The organism is Flavobacterium lipolyticum, assembly GCF_020905335.1.
Taxonomy (GTDB): Bacteria; Bacteroidota; Bacteroidia; order Flavobacteriales; family Flavobacteriaceae; genus Flavobacterium; species Flavobacterium lipolyticum.
The window spans coordinates 1,809,927-1,825,278 of sequence record NZ_JAJJMN010000001.1 but is presented as its reverse complement, the minus strand read 5'-3'; the positions used below and the strand labels follow the sequence as shown (position 1 = coordinate 1,825,278).

The window sequence follows — 15,352 nt, the reverse complement described above, 5'->3', positions numbered from 1 at the left end:
ATATAAATTTGGGTTTTATTTCATAACTTAAGAGAATGAATAAAACCCATTTTTTATTAGTACTACTTCCGCTGCTGTTCATTTCATGTTTTAAAAATGACAAGCAGACTGAAACTGTGTCTGGAAAAACCAATACCATTTCCGTCATTATAGACGATCAATTGTGGTATGGCGAAGTGGGCGACAGCATTCGAAATAAATTTGCCTCACCGGTTTTAGGACTTACACAGGAAGAACCCATATTTACCATCAATCAGTATCCGGCTCGTTTGCTGGAAGGTTTTGTTACCGACAGTCGTAGCATTATTGTAGTAAAAAAAGCCACCGCTGATAAGTTCGAAGTCACACACAGTGCCTCGCTGCCTCATAATACTTTTAGAATTTACGGAAAATCGGTAGATGATATCATTTGCAGTATCGAACTCAATTCCGCACAAATTATCAAAATAATCCGCGATACCGAGATCAAAAAAATTCAGGAGGACAACAGTAAATCCCTGTTGAATCCGGCCATTATAAAAAACAAGTTTCATATCGATCTTCAGATACCCGTTGGATATGAATACATGTTGCACAAAAAGAACTTTATCTGGCTTAAAAAAGACATCATTAGCGGAAATACCAGTCTGCTCATCTATCAGATTCCGATTCGCAGTTTTGAGAAAAGTTCAAATGTAGTAGACAACATTATCCGAATGCGGGATTCGGTTGGATATTATATCAAAGGGAAAGAACCCAAAACACGTATGATTACGGGAGAGGCTTATGCTCCCTATTTCTCGACGATTTCATTAGATGGAAAAAAAGCTTTTGAAACTAAAGGTACCTGGGAACTTAAGAATGATTTTATGGCCGGACCCTTTATCAACTATGCCATTGTCGACGAAATGTACAACCGAATTCTGGTAATCGAAGGATTTTGTTATTCCCCCTCCAATGAAGAACGTGATTTAATGCTGGATTTGGAAGCAATTATAAAATCGGTTAAAATTGATAAAAGGTAAATCCGTCGCTCCGAAAGAGCTTCAGCTAAAGCATAGTGCAACGCACTATGAAGCATGTAAAAGTTTGTTTACGCCCTGAAAGGGCAAAAGCCTCATCCCAAGGAAGGATATCTGTCCAGAAATGATCCTTTATTTAGGGATAAACATGCCTAAACACTATAAATATTTTCAATCCATAGTTTTTTATAGTAATCCTGTTACGGATGGAGTAATGAGGTGACAAACTAATTTTTCTTAATTTTGTTTTACAACTAACATTAAAACAGAACATTATGAAAAATTTAATTGCAGTATTAGTACTATTCATGTGTTTTGCCTCCTGTAAAAAAGAGGCCAAGACAGCAACTGAAACGGTCGGCTCTTCTGATAGTATTAAAAAAGAAGAACCAATAGCAGAACAGCCGGTTGATTCGGCTGCGCAAATGAAAGCCTGGCAGGAGTATGCAACCCCGGGGGCTCCTCATAAATTAATGGCCGATGAGGTTGGAACCTGGAATTGTGACATGACTTTCTGGTCTGAACCAAACGGGAAACCCGAAAAAGCCACTTCAACAGCAAACGTTAAAATGATTCTTGGAGGACGTTATCAGGAATCGAACTATCAGGGAACCATGATGGGACAAGCTTTTGAAGGTAAAAGTACATTAGCTTATAACAATGCCAGTAAAGAATACACCACCACTTTTATCGACAATATGGGAACCGGTATGCTGGTGGCCATGGGTAAGTACGATGAAAGCACCAAAAGTATGGAGCTAAAAGGAGATATGATTAATCCCGTAAACGGTAAAAAGACACCCTACAGAGAAATTTATACCATTGTGGATGCTAAAACACGTAAAATGGAAATGTTTGATGTAAAAAATGGTGAAGAGTTCAAGAGCATGGAAATCATTATGAAGAAAAAATAAGATTCTCCTTCCATCATAAAGTATAAATCCCGATTGCAGTTTGTAATCGGGATTTATAGTTAAGAATATTTGGTATAATTTTGTTTTTAGCGTAAGTTAGAACCATAAACAATAAGACAAAACAATAAACAAAGATCAAATGGAGCTAAAATGGAAAATAAAGCCTTTTGAGGCGTTAAATGTAAACGAGCTATACGATTTGCTCAAATTAAGAAGTGAGATCTTTGTAGTCGAGCAAAACTGCGTTTATTTAGATCTTGACGGTAAAGACAAGAAAGCATTACACCTGATTGGCGAGTACGATGGAAAAACAGTAGCGTATGTGCGTTTATTCGATGCGGGGATTAGTTTTGACAACGCTTCGATCGGACGTGTGGTGGTAGATGCCAATTACCGCGACCGAAAATGGGGACACGATCTGATGCGCGAAGCGATTGCGGCTATAAAATCAAATTTTGATAAAGATGCGATTACGATTGGAGCTCAATTGTATTTAAAAAAATTCTACGAAAGCCACGGATTCGTGCAAACCAGTGAAATGTATCTGGAAGATGATATTGAGCATATTGAAATGGTAAGAGGTTGACCAAAGACTCAAACTACCGATTATAGTAGTGGTATCTTTATCTTTTAAAATTCTATCAGGAGTATAAACCCTTATTTACTTACTTAAGTAGATAAGGTTTTTTTTTATGATTTAGATAACAGTTTCGAGTACTGGATTTATTTAATTTAGGTTTTGGCAGAGGTTTAGTAAAAAGAATAATAAATGAAAAGAAAAGTACTGGTGTTTGTGTTTTTAGTTTTTGGTGTCTTGAGCTTTGGGAACGGTAAAGGGATAAGTAGCAATGAAAATCAACGTATCGAAAATCTATCGAGTCTGGCAAAAATTTGGGGATTTCTAAAATACTACCACCCTAATGTCGCTAGAGGCAATTTCAATTGGGATGAGCAATTGATTATGATGATTCCAAAAGTGGAAGGGGCAAAGAACAGAGAAGATTTATCAAAAATCTATCTGGATTGGATTACAAGTTTGGGGGTTGTCAAAGAATGTAGATCATGTCAGAACATATCTGGAAAGAGTTATTTTGATAAAAACTTCGATCTTTCCTGGATGGATAATTTAGCTGTTTTTACACCAGAGCTTTCTCGAAAACTTAGATACATTGAAGAAAATAGAGCACAAAGTAATAGCTTCTATGTCACCAAAAGCCCAAGAGAAAATGTTGAAGTCAGAAACGAATCAAAATATAAAGATTTTGAATATCCGGAAAAAAATTATCGGTTACTAAGTTTGTTCAAATATTGGAATACCATTGAATATTTCTTTCCGTATAAATATTTAACGGATCAAAAATGGAGTACAGTTCTGGAGGAAATGATTCCAAGGTTTGAAAAAGTTAATAACGCAACTGAATATCAATTGGTGTTGCTTGAAACAGTTATTAAAATCGACGACACACATGCAAGTTTGTATACGAATAAGAATTTTGAGTTTTTTGGTAAAAAGTACATTCCGGCCTTCAGTAATGTGATAGAGAATAAAGTCGTTATTGTTGGGATTTACAATGATTCACTCGCGAGAATAAATGATATCAGAAAAGGTGATATTATTGAAGAAATTGATGGTGTGAATGCATTGGAAATAATGGCTGACCGAAAAAAATACGTAAACGGTTCAAATAGTAATACCAAAGCTAAGAATTATAACTACCAGTTGTTTAATGGTTCAACGGATTCAGTAAAAGTTAAAATAAGAAGAGATAATGATTTTGTATTAAAAACAGTAAAACGGTATAAAGGATCAGATTTAAAATCAAATTTGAGCCGCACCAAAGAAAAATTTAATCTGGATGCAAACAACATTGGATATATCAATTTGGCTAATATAGAAGCAAATGATCAGGAAGAAATTATGGATAAGCTGAAATCGACAAAAGCTTTAATCATAGATCTTAGAAACTACCCTCCATTGATGCCTTACAGAATCGCCAGAAGATTAAGTTTTGAAAGTAAGGAGTATGTGAAGTGTTTAGCGCCAGATTTAAAATATCCGGGAAGATTTTTTTGGAAAAAATCTCTTGTGATAGAGCCATTAAAAAAATCATATTATAGAGGAAAAGTAGTTTTGCTAGTTAATGAAGAGACCCAAAGCAGAGCAGAGTTTGTGACTATGCTTTTACAAGCGGGTGATAATGTTACTACTATTGGTAGCCAGACCGCAGCAGCGGATGGTGATGTGTCCCGATTTGAATTTTCTGGCTTTGTAACGGCTATAAGCGGACTAGGTGTTTTTTACCCCGATGGAACTGAGACACAAAGAAAAGGGGTCAAGATCGATATAGAGGTTCGTCCAACAGTTAAAGGAATTCAGGAAGGGAAAGATGAGGTTTTGGAAAAAGCAAAAGAATATTTAGTAACAGAAAAGAGCTAGAAGATTATTGTTTTTAAATCTTAGTAATCAAAAATTCAACACGACGATCTAGATTTTCACCTTTTCCCAGCGGGTATTTATTTCCGCAACCCTGATAAGTCATTCGGTTTTTGGAGATTTTTTTTGAGCTGAGGTAGTGAAAAACAGTTTTGGCACGGTTCCAGGAAAGTCTTCTTTCATTGGTGGCTCTGTCAATTCCGTCGGAGTAGATATCAGGGGTACAGCAAACATGACCTCTGATTTCGAATTTTAAACCCTTTTGTTTTTCTAAAATTGCGGCAACTTTATCTAATTCTTTTTTAGAATTTGGAGTAAGTTTTGAACTTCCAATATCAAACAAAATATTGTCTAAGAAGATCTTGTTACCAATTTTAAGTTTGTTAGGGAATGAGTTGTAAATTCCTTTACCAAAGCTGTTTTTCTTTACAGCAATTAAGTCAACCCGCCGATTTCGGGAACGGGTTTCGTGTAAATTTTCGATAGTGTCAGGCCTTAGAATCACACGGCCTTTGCCTTCTAAAATAACAATTTTGCCATGGTTGAAGCCCGCGCGAACCAAGAAGTTCTGAATGGTTGCCGCCCGATTGTTAGACAAACGAAAGTTGTATTCGTCGTTTCCGCGATCATCACAATAGCCATATATTTGTACCGACTCAACTTTAGAGGTGTCGATATTTTTAATAAAACGGTTTACAACTTCGGTTTGTTTTGGTGTAAGATCGAACTTGTCAAATTCGAAATAAATGGTTTCAATAGGTTTTTGCTGTGCCGATAAATTGTAAATAAGAAACAGAAATAGGGGTCTGTAAAGTTTCATTCTTTTACATTTTTAAAATCGTTTTATACTCGGTTTGGTTATTTAATACATTTACTGCTTTTTTAATTTCTGAATTATTTTTAATGTAATATTGATACAAGCCTTCCTGATACTGATATCTTTTAATCAGTTCTTCCAGTATCAGGTTTCTGATTTCCTTTTGATTTTTATCCAGTAAAGTACTTTCACTTTTTTCAAGAGCTGCCTGTAACTGTTGGTATTCTGTAGCAATAGTTTCGTCGATTTTTTCATTTTTGGCTGCAGCCATCATATTTTTTAACGCCACTTCTGATTCCGTGTCAAAACTAATTTTGTTGGTTTTCAGGAACTGCTTGAAACTACTGTAATCAGCATCAGTAAGGATTGGTGTTTTGTCTCCTAAGTTTGGATTCTTATAATAGTACGTGGTAGCATAATCAAAGATCCCGTCATTTTTTAGCAAGGCCGTTGTAATCGGACTCATTTTAGTTTCGTCCAGTTCGATATCCGGTAAAACACCACCACCATCATAAACCGTTCTTCCTTTTCGGGTTTTAAAAGCATTAAAGTTTTTAGCATCCGTTTTTTGCGCTACACCATTTTTGTCTTTGTGGGCATAATCCAATGCCTGAATACAACGTCCGGAAGGCGTGTAATAACGGGAGATTGTCACTTTCAACTGAGTTCCGTAAGTTAAATCAACAGAGCGCTGTACCAAACCTTTTCCGAAACTGCGGCTTCCCAGAATCACGGCACGGTCTAAATCCTGTAAAGCTCCAGAAACAATTTCTGAGGCTGAAGCACTTCTGCCATTGACTAAAATGGCCAAAGGAATAGAAGTATCAACAGGTTCTTTAGTTGTTTTATAAATGTTGTTGTGCTTTTCGATTCTTGATTTTGTCGTTACAATAACCTCATTCTTCGGAACAAATAAATTACAAATATCAATAGCTTCATTGAGCAAACCACCCGGATTCCCTCTTAAATCAAGTACGATTTGTGTAGCGCCGTCCGCTTTCAGTTTTTCCAATGCATCTTTCACCTCGTTGGATGCCTTTCTGCTAAAGTGCGCCAGAACAATATAGCCTGTTTTAGCATCGATCTTTCCAAAAAACGGAACCGACTTAATATCCACTTCGTCTAAAACCAGTTGAGTGGTGAAGGTTTGTCCTTGTCTGAGGTATTTGATGTTGATTTTCGTGTTTTTAGTTCCCTTCATTAATTGCGAAGCGTCATCTTTAAAGTCGGCGATCAAAACATCACCGATCTGAATGATCTCATCTCCGGCTTTCAGTCCGGCCTTGTCGGCAGGATAGTTTTTATAAGGTTCACGAACAATCAAACGGTCTTTTTTTCTTGAGATCAAAGCTCCAATTCCGGTATATTCTCCCGTATTGTTGATTTTAAAATTCACAACATCCTGTTCGTTAAAATAAACCGTATAAGGATCCAGACTGCTCAGCATGCTTTTAATGGCTTTGTCCATCAGGTCACCCGGGTTAGTCTCGTCAACATAATTCGTGTTTACCGCTTTAAACAGAGTCGTGAAAATTTCGATTTGTTTGGCAATTTCGAAAAAGTCGTCTTTGAAACTGGTTCCGATAAATAAAAACCCTGCAGCAACAGCAGGTATGATGAATTTCTTCTTGAAATAAGGATACATGATTATATTTTTTTTCTTTTAAATCTTTTTCTAATAAAGTAGACAAGTACGCAAAATACGATTATAAACGGCCATATACTAATGATCGAAATTAAAAAATCGGACAGGCTGAAAAATCCGGATTGAATAGCAGTCCATATTTTAGAACCATAAGAAATCTTAACGCCTTGTTTTTGAGCTATGGTTTTGTAAAATGATATCGTTACAGTACTTTCTGAAACGCGGCTTTCGAGATATTTCAATTGCCCTTCTTTGGCTTCAATTTCTTCACGAATAGCCGAAATCTGTTTTTCAATTTCCAGAATTTCACTAATCTTAGTGGCTTTTTGTAAAATCTCCAAATAGCGGGCTTCAAGTTTGCGTTTTGTGTTTAATCTTGAAGTTAAGTCAATGTATTGTTCGGTAACATTTTCTGCAGAAATCTCTTTTTGTTCAAAGTACGAAACACCCTTAGAAACCGCATTTATAAAAGAATCAAAGTTTGCACTGGGAACGCGAATCGTTAAGGTTCTGTAAATGTTGTCATATTCTTTGCCTTCAGAATCATTCTGAATGGAGGCTTTATTGGCAACAATCGCAGTTTGGATTTGTTTGAAAGTATCTTCTAAATCATTGGTTTCAAATCGAAGAGAAGCCTGTTTGATAATTTTTTGTGTAATCTCCGGAGCAGCAGGGTCATACTGTGCATCTGACGCTGGAGCGGATTCATTTTTTGGAGTAAGCTTGACAGCGCTAATCCTCATATTAGCAGAAGATTCTTCATTTTTACTGCAACTCGAAAAGCCTAAAAAAAGCAAGAATAAAAAGAAAATATAGCGCATAATATTTCAAATTAAATTTAAAACTACAATTTTTTTATAATTTTTCGTATAATTTGATAAATAAAGTTGTCGTAAACGAATTACAATTCTGTTTTATTTTCAGAATCAGCGCTTTTGTTTACTTGCTGAAGGAATTTTTCAAACAGCTGAATGGTCTTGGTGTTGATTTCTTCATAAGGCAGTCTGTCTTTCGTTTGATAAAAAAACATCAAGGAGTAGGGCTGTGGAATGTTATCCAAAAGTAAATGTTTGTTGAGTCGGTACGTTTCTCTTAGAACGCGTTTGAAGTAATTTCGGTCTACGGCTTTTTTGAAGTATTTTTTAGAAACCGAAACGCCAATTTTGATTTTTTCTGGTGAATTTTCTTCCGCCGGAGCATAAACCAAACGCAAAGGATATTTTGAAACCGATTTCCCTTCAGAAAACAGTAAACTTATTGTGGTCTTGCTCTTTAAGCGTTCATTTTTAGGGTAAGTGAAGTTCATTTAATTCAGAAAAAATTTGCAAATTTTAGGGTAAAGGTACAATAGCTGTTTTTATATGAAGTGATTTAATACAAATTCTTTGAACCAATTTGGAAAATCTTCTTCATTTATATGAAGTTTTAATGAATTACCATTGTTTATTTCAGCTATTAAAGTGAGTTTTTCGCCAGAATTATCAAATAAGAAGGTCTTGTTTGAAATTTCGATTGCGGGAAACAAATTGTTTAAAGTTCGTTTGTATCTGTTTTTTATAATTTCACTGTCAACGGCGTGTCCACCTTTTTGAACTCTGTTTTCAACACGAGAGATATTTACTTCCGGATCGTCTATGCACACAAAATATAAGTATGAAGTATAGCCCAGAGCATTTGCTATACTAATATCTTCTAGTTTTGAAATATGGCTCATAACCGTTTCAAAGCAAAAGCTTTTATTTTCTTTAAGAAGTTTTTCTCTTAGAAAAGAGGAAATAAGTGAGCCTTCATAACTATTAGGATCTTTAGAAACTGATACTATAAAGTTTTCTTTTATCTCAAGAGATATTTGAAAACCTTTTTCATTGGCAGTATTTATTAGCGTTTTTGTGTTTTCTTTTTTGTAGAAATTTTGTAATTCTTTCTGAGAAGATTTTAGTTCATACGAATCTAAATCTATTAAGCCTTTAGTTCGCAAGATCTTTTCGAGGTAATCTGCATTTATAAAATAGCCCGTATTGTAATGTTTAGAAAATTCTTCAAAAAGAGTGCTCTTTCCAGATCCGTTCGGTCCGGCAAATATTCTCAGTCTTTTCTTTATTTCCTGCATAAAATCATTCCTTTTTTCAAACCTTTATCAGTATCTTTCTTTTGTTGAAGATTTCGAATGATCTTAATTTCTCCATTTGGGAGCCTTTCAATTATTTTTCTGTCTGATATTGATTTTATAGTTAGTCCCAAAGCTTTAGATTCTCTAATGGCATAACTTGAACTTCTCGAAGCAGATCTTATTAGAATATCTGTTTCATTAGCGCCAAGTTTTTCTTTATGTTGCTTTATTACAAAGCGGGCGATCTTATTTCTCATGACTTACTTAAAAAGAAGTTTATTGTCAAATTTACGATTTTTTTATCTGATTCTAAACAATTAAACAACGTGTAAGAACTCTATTTAATTCAGAAAAAATTTGCAAATTTTAGGGCAAAGGTACAATTAAACCAGAAAAACGGTTATTGTTTTCAATTTTTATACCGCTAAATATTTATTTATTACTTTTGGGCATTAATTTTTTAAGCATGCAAAAGATAATTTCGTACCCCATTTCCGTAATTTATTACTTGTGTTTTGGTTTTTGTCTGGCGGTATTTCACCCGATACAATGGTTCTGCCTGAATGTTTTTGGGTACCAGGCGCATAAAAAAAGCGTAGATTATCTGAATTTCTTCCTGTTAAGATGTACCAATCTGGTGGGAACAAGGTACACTGTTACCGGAGTAGCCGATATACCAAAGGGAGTTCCAATCATTTTTGTTGCAAATCACCAAAGTATGTACGATATCGTAACAATGATTTGGTACTTTAGACGATTTCATTGTAAATTTGTAAGTAAGAAAGAGTTAGGAAGCGGAATTCCGAGTGTGTCTTTTAATTTACGCCACGGAGGATCTGTCTTAATCGACCGAAAAGACCCTAAACAAGCGATTCCGGTAATCAAAGGCTTGTCTGAATATATCGAAAAAAATACCAGAGCTGCTGTAATTTTTCCTGAAGGAACAAGAAGTAAAACAGGAAAGCCCAAAGAATTTGCACAAAGCGGTTTAAAAATCTTATGTAAATATGCACCGTCTGCTTATGTAGTGCCGGTAAGTATCAATAATTCATGGAAAATGGTTCGTTTTGGAATGTTTCCGGTTGGATTAGGAAATCATTTAACCTTTACAGCACATAAAGCAATGGCCGTAAAAGATTATGATTTTGCCGATTTAATGGCTTTGACAGAAAAAGCGGTGGTAGAAGGAGTAAATGAGTATAAATAGATTTTTGTTGTAGTACAAACGAAAACTTAAATCCCAATCTTAAATAAGTAATGTCTATAAAAAACATTAGATTAGAAGTAATGCAGTTTTTGGAAAAAAACGTGGATAGCTTCGTTGAACAGTATTTAATTCCAGTGGAAAAAATTTGGCAGCCGTCAGACTTTTTGCCTAATTCTGAAGGAGAAAATTTCTTTGAGGAGGTAAAAGAGTTACGTGAAATTGCTAAAGAATTGCCTTATGATTTCTGGGTAACTTTAGTGGGGGATACCATCACTGAAGAAGCTTTGCCAACATATGAGTCATGGTTAATGGATGTAGAAGGAGTCAATCAGATAGAAAACGGTGGAAATGGCTGGTCGAAATGGATCAGACAATGGACCGGAGAAGAAAATCGCCACGGAGACCTTTTAAATAAATACTTGTATTTGTCCGGTCGTGTAAACATGCGTGAAATCGAAATGACTACTCAGCATTTAATCAACGACGGTTTTGATATTGGAACCGGATCTGATCCGTACAAAAACTTTGTGTACACCAGCTTCCAGGAATTGGCTACTTATGTGTCGCACAACAGAGTGGCACAAATGGCAAAGAAATTTGGTGATAACAAACTGTCTAAAATGTGTAAAATGATTGCAGGCGACGAAATGCGTCACCATCATGCTTACAGCGAGTTTGTTACCCGTATTTTTGCTGTTGATCCAAGTGAAATGATGTTGGCGTTTCAATACATGATGAAACAAAAAATCGTGATGCCGGCGCACTTTTTAAGAGAATCAGGTCAGAAAATAAGCAGTGCTTTTGAGCAGTTTTCAGATTCAGCACAACGTATAGGGGTATACACCGCTAACGATTATGTTGATATTATGCAAAAGCTAATCAACAAATGGGAAATTGATAAAATTTCAAATTTGACAGACGAAGCAGAGAAAGCGCGTGATTACCTGATGAAATTACCAGCTCGTATGGCAAGAATTTCTGAAAGACTTGTAATTCCTGCAGAATCTCATATCTTTAAATGGGTTGAGCCTGCCAGATTGTAAAGTACAGATTTCTGATTTTAGAGTTTAGATTTGTAAAACTTTAAGCAGAATAGCTGAAAAACATATTGTTGATTGTTGAAGTTTCAAAGCTTTGACAATCAACAATTTTTATTTAAAGTACAAAATACCAGAGTAAATCTTTTTCACCTGCTTGAGGTGTATGACATTTACCGCAAACTATAAATACTATGAATAACTCCGAACTTATAAATAAAACGATTGCTTTTGTAAAAGAGAAATTAAACGATGCCGAAGGTGGACACGATTGGTTTCATATTGAACGTGTTTATAAAAATGCACTTTTAATTGCCAAAGGAACTGACTGTGATCTTGCCATAGTGCAATTGGGAGCTTTGCTTCATGATATTGCCGACAGTAAATTCCACAATGGAGATGAGACCATTGGCCCTAAAACAGCTCGTTTATTTCTGGAATCAGAGAAAGTTGCAGAGGAAATAATTCAGCATGTGGTAAACATCATCGAAAACATCTCCTATAAGGGCGGAAATTTTGAAAAGAGGTTTTCTTCTGTAGAATTAGATATCGTTCAGGATGCGGACCGTTTAGACGCAATTGGAGCCATTGGAGTAGCAAGAGCATTTAACTATGGCGGATTTAAAAACAGAACGCTTTATGATCCTGCAATTGCACCCGTAACCAATATGACAAAAGAGGAATACAAAAAGAATACGGCACCAACGATCAATCATTTTTATGAAAAGCTTTTGCTTTTGAAGGATAAGATGAATACTGAAACCGGTAAGCAAATTGCCGCAGAAAGACATCGTTTTATGGAAACATTCCTGGCACAGTTTTATGCGGAATGGGAGGGGGAGAAGTAAGGGGTTTTCTAGTCTCAGTCTCAGTTTTTGGTCTCAACAGCCGTGGTGTCACCCTGAGCGGAGTCGAAGGCTTATGGAGTTGTATTTTTTTTAGTCTCAGTCTCAGTTTTCAGTTTTTAATAGAGAAAGGGCTTCGACTTCGCTCAGCCTGACACCCAGATAATGATAGTGGAATGTCAGGCTGAGAGAACCGGCCTAGTTTTATGAATAAGGGGAAGAAGGAAGTACTACTCAGTCTCAGTCTCAGTTTTCAGTTTTTAATAGAGAAAGGACTTCGGCTTTACTCAGCCTGACACCCAGATAATGATAGTGGAATGTCAGGCTGAGAGAACCGGCTTAGTTTTATGAATAAGGGGAAGGAGGGAAGTACTACTCAGTCTCAGTCTCAGTTTTCAGTTTTTAATAGAGAAAGGGCTTCGACTTCACTCAGCCTGACACCCAGATAATGATATTGGAATGTCAGGTTGAGAGAACCGGCCTAGTTTTATGAATAAGTGGAAGGAGGGAAGTACTACTCAGTCTCAGTCTCAGTTTTCAGTTTTTAATAGAGAAAGGGCTTCGACTTCTCTCAGCCTGACACCCAGATAATGATAGTGGAATGTCAGGCTGAGAGAACCGGCCTAGTTTTATGAATAAGGGGAAGGAGGGAAGTACTACTCAGTCTCAGTTTTCAGTTTTTAATAGAGAAAGGGCTTCGGCTTCGCTCAGCCTGACACCCAGATAATGATAGTGGAATGTCAGGCTGAGCGAAGCCGAAGCCCCCTTTTTTTATTATTGCGAGCGTTCCATAGGAACAATTTATAAACAGAAAAAAACTTAGTACCTCAGTACCTCAGAAGCTTAGTACCTTAAAAATTACGAACACCCACAATTCCCATCCCCACAATCTTTCTTCTTTTTAGATTTCCAAAAGAACTTTTTGATGAGGTACCCAACGGCAATGAATAATATGATAAAAGCGATAATTTCCTGTACCATGATCGTTTATTTTAAAAGTTGATACGCTATTAATGCAACAAAATAGGCAAGACCACTCATCAGGACAAGCTGCATGGCAGGCCATTTCCAGGAATTGGTTTCCTTCTTGGTGATGGCGAGCGTACTGGCACATTGCATCGCAAAAGCATAAAAAAGCAATAAGGATATACCAGAGGCAAAATTAAAAATCTTATGACCCGTTTCCGGATTGATCTCTTCCTGCATTTTACTTCTTATGGTAGATTCGTTATCCGTGTCTCCAACACTGTATATGGTTGCAAGAGTTCCCACGAACACTTCACGCGCGGCAAAGGAACTGATTAACGCAATTCCGATTTTCCAGTCGTAACCTAAAGGAGAAATAACAGGTTCTATGGCTCTTCCCATCAAACCGATATAAGAGTTTTCCAGTTTTTGCGAAGCGACTTCATTTTCAAACTGAGTTTCATCTAAAGTAGTATCTGCAAATCTCTCTTTTACAATAGTCTCGGCTTCATTAAAATCTTTTCCGGGACCATACGAAGCTAAAAACCATAAGATCACAGATATGGCTAAGATAATTTTACCGGCACCCACTACGAAAGCTTTTGTTTTCTCCACAACATTAATCGCAACGTTTTTGAACAGCGGCAATTTATAACTTGGCATTTCTACCACAAAATAGGTCTTTGAACTAATCTTCAGTATTTTGTCCAGGATATAAGAAGCAAGAATTGCAGTTGCAAAACCTAGTAAATACAATAACATCAAAGCTAATCCCTGCATGTTTAAGATTCCAAAAAGGCGTTCGTCCGGAATTACCAATGAAATAATGATCGTGTAAACAGGCAGTCTGGCAGAGCAGGTAGTAAAAGGAGTTACCAGAATTGTAATCAGTCGTTCTTTCCAGTTTTCGATATTTCGGGTAGCCATAATGGCCGGAATAGCACAGGCCGTTCCTGAAATTAAAGGCACGACACTCTTTCCGGACAAACCAAATTTTCGCATGATTTTATCCATCAAAAAGACCACACGGCTCATATAACCACTTTCTTCTAAAATCGAAATGAACAGAAACAGAAAGGCAATTTGTGGAATAAAAATGATCACACCGCCAATTCCCGGCACAATTCCCTGAGAAAGTAAGTCGGTGAGAATTCCGCTTGGCAGTTCTGCGGCAACCCAGCTGCTTAAGGAAGCAAAAGAGCTGTCTATGAAATCCATAGGAATAGTTGACCAACTGAAAATAGACTGGAAGATCAGAAATAAAATAGCCAGGAAAATGACATAACCCCAAACTTTATGGGTTAAAACACGATCCAGTTTCGCTCTGATATCCTTCGCCATTGAGGCATCTACTTTTAAACCTTCTTTTAAAACATCATTTATAAACTGATAACGCTTGATCGTTTCTTTTTGCTGTAAGCGTTTTAGTTCCGAATGCGACTTAGTAAAAGTACTTCTGATTTCATTGCGATCGAGGTTCGAAAAATTCACATCCTGCGTAATTACCAGCCAAAGCTTGTATAGCAACTGATTCGGAAAAGCTTCCTGTAGTTTTTCAAAATACGCCTGATCAATAACCGATGCGTTCAGGCAAGGCTCGTGAGGAATATTTTTATACGCAACAATTAGTTCTTTCAGTTCTTCAATTCCCAAACCTTTTCGGGAACTTACCAAAGCAATTTTTGTTTTTAGTTTTTCCTCCAGATACGGAATATCCAAAGTAATACCCTTGCTTTCCATGCGGTCTGACATGTTAATGACCAGAATCGTTGGAATTTCAAGATCTTTAATTTGAGTGTAAATCAGTAAATTACGTTTCAGATTTTCGACATCTGTAACCACTACCGCTACATCCGGATATAATTTGTCGTTTTTGTTCAGTAACAATTCGATAACCACACTTTCGTCCATAGAGCTGGCATTCAGACTATAGGTTCCCGGCAAATCCAGAATGTTGGCTTTGATATTGTGTGGTAACTTACAGAAACCGATTTTTTTCTCAACGGTAATTCCGGGATAATTCCCAACCTGTTGATTTAATCCGGTTAGCTGATTGAAAACAGAAGTTTTTCCGGTATTCGGATTCCCAATAAGGGCGACGTTGATATTTTGAATGCTCATTACAAATTGGTTTTGATAAGTTCAACTTCAATTTCACGAGCAGTTTCAACGCGAATGGCTACATGTGAGCCATTAATGTCTAAATACAGGGGGTCGCCAAAAGGCGCAATTTGCAGTAATTCAACTAAGTTGCCCGGCAAACAACCCATTTCTAGTAGTTTTAGAGGAATAAGATCGATATCAAAATCTTTGATAATGGCTTTTTCGCCTTTTTTCAGAGTGTGGATAGTATTTTGCAAGCTTATTTAGATTGAA

Annotated in this window: 16 protein-coding genes; 7 read left to right on the top strand and 9 right to left on the bottom strand. The window is 36.5% G+C overall.

All coding sequences use genetic code 11. The annotated features are described in order from the left end of the window. The first annotated feature begins 35 nt into the window (after window positions 1–35). The 4 genes from LNQ34_RS08135 to LNQ34_RS08120 all read left to right on the top strand — a co-directional run bounded on the left by LNQ34_RS08135 (window position 36) and on the right by LNQ34_RS08120 (window position 4,352). Window positions 36–1,004 (top strand): DUF4837 family protein, encoded by a 969-nt coding sequence (locus LNQ34_RS08135; RefSeq protein ID WP_202700741.1) that lies wholly within the window; start codon window positions 36–38, stop codon window positions 1,002–1,004. A gap of 272 nt (window positions 1,005–1,276) precedes the next feature. Next, a complete protein-coding gene (locus LNQ34_RS08130; RefSeq protein WP_229999183.1) occupies window positions 1,277–1,915 on the top strand; it encodes a DUF1579 domain-containing protein in 639 nt (212 codons plus the stop codon). A 139-nt stretch (window positions 1,916–2,054) separates the two neighbouring features. Continuing rightward, a complete protein-coding gene (locus LNQ34_RS08125) occupies window positions 2,055–2,501 on the top strand; it encodes a GNAT family N-acetyltransferase (RefSeq protein ID WP_202700743.1) in 447 nt (148 codons plus the stop codon). 183 nt (window positions 2,502–2,684) lie between these two features. Beyond that, the gene (locus tag LNQ34_RS08120) at window positions 2,685–4,352 is read left to right on the top strand and encodes a S41 family peptidase (RefSeq protein ID WP_229999182.1); all 1,668 of its coding nucleotides are present in this window, start codon (window positions 2,685–2,687) and stop codon (window positions 4,350–4,352) included. A gap of 13 nt (window positions 4,353–4,365) precedes the next feature. Here LNQ34_RS08120 and LNQ34_RS08115 read toward each other — a convergent pair whose 3' ends face one another. The 6 genes from LNQ34_RS08115 to LNQ34_RS08090 form a co-directional block, all read right to left on the bottom strand. Beyond that, window positions 4,366–5,169, bottom strand: a complete 804-nt coding sequence (locus LNQ34_RS08115; protein WP_229999180.1) for an OmpA family protein — start codon at window positions 5,167–5,169, stop codon at window positions 4,366–4,368. Between the two features lie 4 nt (window positions 5,170–5,173). After that, window positions 5,174–6,811, bottom strand: coding sequence for a S41 family peptidase (locus LNQ34_RS08110; RefSeq protein ID WP_202700746.1), 1,638 nt, complete (start codon window positions 6,809–6,811; stop codon window positions 5,174–5,176). Window positions 6,812–6,813: 2 nt separating this feature from the next. After that, the gene (locus LNQ34_RS08105) at window positions 6,814–7,632 is read right to left on the bottom strand and encodes a DUF4349 domain-containing protein (protein WP_229999178.1); all 819 of its coding nucleotides are present in this window, start codon (window positions 7,630–7,632) and stop codon (window positions 6,814–6,816) included. Window positions 7,633–7,712: 80 nt separating this feature from the next. After that, entirely contained in the window at window positions 7,713–8,117 is a 405-nt protein-coding gene (gene rnpA, locus LNQ34_RS08100) for a ribonuclease P protein component (RefSeq protein WP_229999176.1), read from the bottom strand. Window positions 8,118–8,168: 51 nt separating this feature from the next. Beyond that, the gene (locus tag LNQ34_RS08095) at window positions 8,169–8,921 is read right to left on the bottom strand and encodes an ATPase (RefSeq protein ID WP_202700749.1); all 753 of its coding nucleotides are present in this window, start codon (window positions 8,919–8,921) and stop codon (window positions 8,169–8,171) included. Then, on the bottom strand, window positions 8,909–9,178 hold the full coding sequence (locus LNQ34_RS08090; RefSeq protein ID WP_229999174.1) for a hypothetical protein: 270 nt from the start codon (window positions 9,176–9,178) through the stop codon (window positions 8,909–8,911). The genes LNQ34_RS08095 and LNQ34_RS08090 overlap by 13 nt, the downstream gene beginning before the upstream one ends. A gap of 209 nt (window positions 9,179–9,387) precedes the next feature. On the opposite strand from LNQ34_RS08090, the gene LNQ34_RS08085 reads away from it, so the two are divergent. The 3 genes from LNQ34_RS08085 to LNQ34_RS08075 all read left to right on the top strand — a co-directional run bounded on the left by LNQ34_RS08085 (window position 9,388) and on the right by LNQ34_RS08075 (window position 12,013). Then, window positions 9,388–10,128 carry a lysophospholipid acyltransferase family protein gene (locus LNQ34_RS08085; RefSeq protein WP_202700751.1) on the top strand — a complete coding sequence of 247 codons (741 nt, stop codon included), beginning with the start codon at window positions 9,388–9,390 and terminating at the stop codon, window positions 10,126–10,128. A gap of 50 nt (window positions 10,129–10,178) precedes the next feature. After that, entirely contained in the window at window positions 10,179–11,171 is a 993-nt protein-coding gene (locus tag LNQ34_RS08080) for an acyl-ACP desaturase (protein ID WP_202700752.1), read from the top strand. Between the two features lie 188 nt (window positions 11,172–11,359). Beyond that, window positions 11,360–12,013 (top strand): HD domain-containing protein, encoded by a 654-nt coding sequence (locus tag LNQ34_RS08075; protein ID WP_229999172.1) that lies wholly within the window; start codon window positions 11,360–11,362, stop codon window positions 12,011–12,013. Between the two features lie 855 nt (window positions 12,014–12,868). Here the strand turns inward: LNQ34_RS08075 and LNQ34_RS08070 are convergent. Genes LNQ34_RS08070 through LNQ34_RS08060 form a run of 3 tightly spaced genes read right to left on the bottom strand, consistent with a single transcriptional unit; the run spans window position 12,869 to window position 15,336 of the window. Beyond that, a complete protein-coding gene (locus tag LNQ34_RS08070; RefSeq protein WP_255664253.1) occupies window positions 12,869–12,991 on the bottom strand; it encodes a FeoB-associated Cys-rich membrane protein in 123 nt (40 codons plus the stop codon). A 6-nt stretch (window positions 12,992–12,997) separates the two neighbouring features. Continuing rightward, on the bottom strand, window positions 12,998–15,097 hold the full coding sequence (feoB, locus tag LNQ34_RS08065; protein WP_229999170.1) for a ferrous iron transport protein B: 2,100 nt from the start codon (window positions 15,095–15,097) through the stop codon (window positions 12,998–13,000). Continuing rightward, window positions 15,097–15,336, bottom strand: coding sequence for a FeoA family protein (locus LNQ34_RS08060; RefSeq protein WP_017495803.1), 240 nt, complete (start codon window positions 15,334–15,336; stop codon window positions 15,097–15,099). Before LNQ34_RS08060 ends, feoB begins: the two co-directional genes overlap by 1 nt. Between the last annotated feature and the right edge of the window lie 16 nt (window positions 15,337–15,352).

Coding starts and splice junctions, on each gene's coding strand:
- LNQ34_RS08135 (WP_202700741.1), top strand. CDS start 36: ATGAATAAAACCCATTTTTTATTAGTACTACTTCCGCTGCTGTTCATT.
- LNQ34_RS08130 (WP_229999183.1), top strand. CDS start 1,277: ATGAAAAATTTAATTGCAGTATTAGTACTATTCATGTGTTTTGCCTCC.
- LNQ34_RS08125 (WP_202700743.1), top strand. CDS start 2,055: ATGGAGCTAAAATGGAAAATAAAGCCTTTTGAGGCGTTAAATGTAAAC.
- LNQ34_RS08120 (WP_229999182.1), top strand. CDS start 2,685: ATGAAAAGAAAAGTACTGGTGTTTGTGTTTTTAGTTTTTGGTGTCTTG.
- LNQ34_RS08115 (WP_229999180.1), bottom strand. CDS start 5,169: ATGAAACTTTACAGACCCCTATTTCTGTTTCTTATTTACAATTTATCG.
- LNQ34_RS08110 (WP_202700746.1), bottom strand. CDS start 6,811: ATGTATCCTTATTTCAAGAAGAAATTCATCATACCTGCTGTTGCTGCA.
- LNQ34_RS08105 (WP_229999178.1), bottom strand. CDS start 7,632: ATGCGCTATATTTTCTTTTTATTCTTGCTTTTTTTAGGCTTTTCGAGT.
- rnpA (WP_229999176.1), bottom strand. CDS start 8,117: ATGAACTTCACTTACCCTAAAAATGAACGCTTAAAGAGCAAGACCACA.
- LNQ34_RS08095 (WP_202700749.1), bottom strand. CDS start 8,921: ATGCAGGAAATAAAGAAAAGACTGAGAATATTTGCCGGACCGAACGGA.
- LNQ34_RS08090 (WP_229999174.1), bottom strand. CDS start 9,178: ATGAGAAATAAGATCGCCCGCTTTGTAATAAAGCAACATAAAGAAAAA.
- LNQ34_RS08085 (WP_202700751.1), top strand. CDS start 9,388: ATGCAAAAGATAATTTCGTACCCCATTTCCGTAATTTATTACTTGTGT.
- LNQ34_RS08080 (WP_202700752.1), top strand. CDS start 10,179: ATGTCTATAAAAAACATTAGATTAGAAGTAATGCAGTTTTTGGAAAAA.
- LNQ34_RS08075 (WP_229999172.1), top strand. CDS start 11,360: ATGAATAACTCCGAACTTATAAATAAAACGATTGCTTTTGTAAAAGAG.
- LNQ34_RS08070 (WP_255664253.1), bottom strand. CDS start 12,991: ATGGTACAGGAAATTATCGCTTTTATCATATTATTCATTGCCGTTGGG.
- feoB (WP_229999170.1), bottom strand. CDS start 15,097: ATGAGCATTCAAAATATCAACGTCGCCCTTATTGGGAATCCGAATACC.